The organism is Erwinia sp. PsM31 (genome assembly GCF_030433775.1).
Classification (GTDB): domain Bacteria; phylum Pseudomonadota; class Gammaproteobacteria; order Enterobacterales; family Enterobacteriaceae; genus Erwinia; species Erwinia aeris.
Window position 1 is genome coordinate 1 of sequence record NZ_JARUWZ010000066.1, and the last position, 681, is coordinate 681.

Annotated in this window: 1 rRNA gene; it reads left to right on the forward strand. The window is 54.3% G+C overall.

Annotated features, from left to right (window positions below):
* Window positions 1–681, forward strand: a 23S ribosomal RNA gene (locus QCD69_RS22465); the annotation flags it as partial.

Sequence of the window (681 nt, forward strand, 5' to 3'; positions counted from 1 at the left end):
GACGAGGCACTACGGTGCTGAAGCAACAGATGCCCTGCTTCCAGGAAAAGCCTCTAAGCTCCAGGTAACACGGAATCGTACCCCAAACCGACACAGGTGGTCAGGTAGAGAATACCAAGGCGCTTGAGAGAACTCGGGTGAAGGAACTAGGCAAAATGGTGCCGTAACTTCGGGAGAAGGCACGCTGGCGCGTAGGTGGAGGGACTTGCTCCCCGAGCCGAGGCCAGTCGAAGATACCAGCTGGCTGCAACTGTTTATTAAAAACACAGCACTGTGCAAACACGAAAGTGGACGTATACGGTGTGACGCCTGCCCGGTGCCGGAAGGTTAATTGATGGGGTTATCCGCAAGGAGAAGCTCTTGATCGAAGCCCCGGTAAACGGCGGCCGTAACTATAACGGTCCTAAGGTAGCGAAATTCCTTGTCGGGTAAGTTCCGACCTGCACGAATGGCGTAATGATGGCCAGGCTGTCTCCACCCGAGACTCAGTGAAATTGAAATCGCTGTGAAGATGCAGTGTACCCGCGGCAAGACGGAAAGACCCCGTGAACCTTTACTACAGCTTGACACTGAACACTGGTCCTTGATGTGCAGGATAGGTGGGAGGCTTCGAAGCGTGGACGCCAGTCCGCGTGGAGCCGTCCTTGAAATACCACCCTTTAATGGCTGGTGTTCTAACGT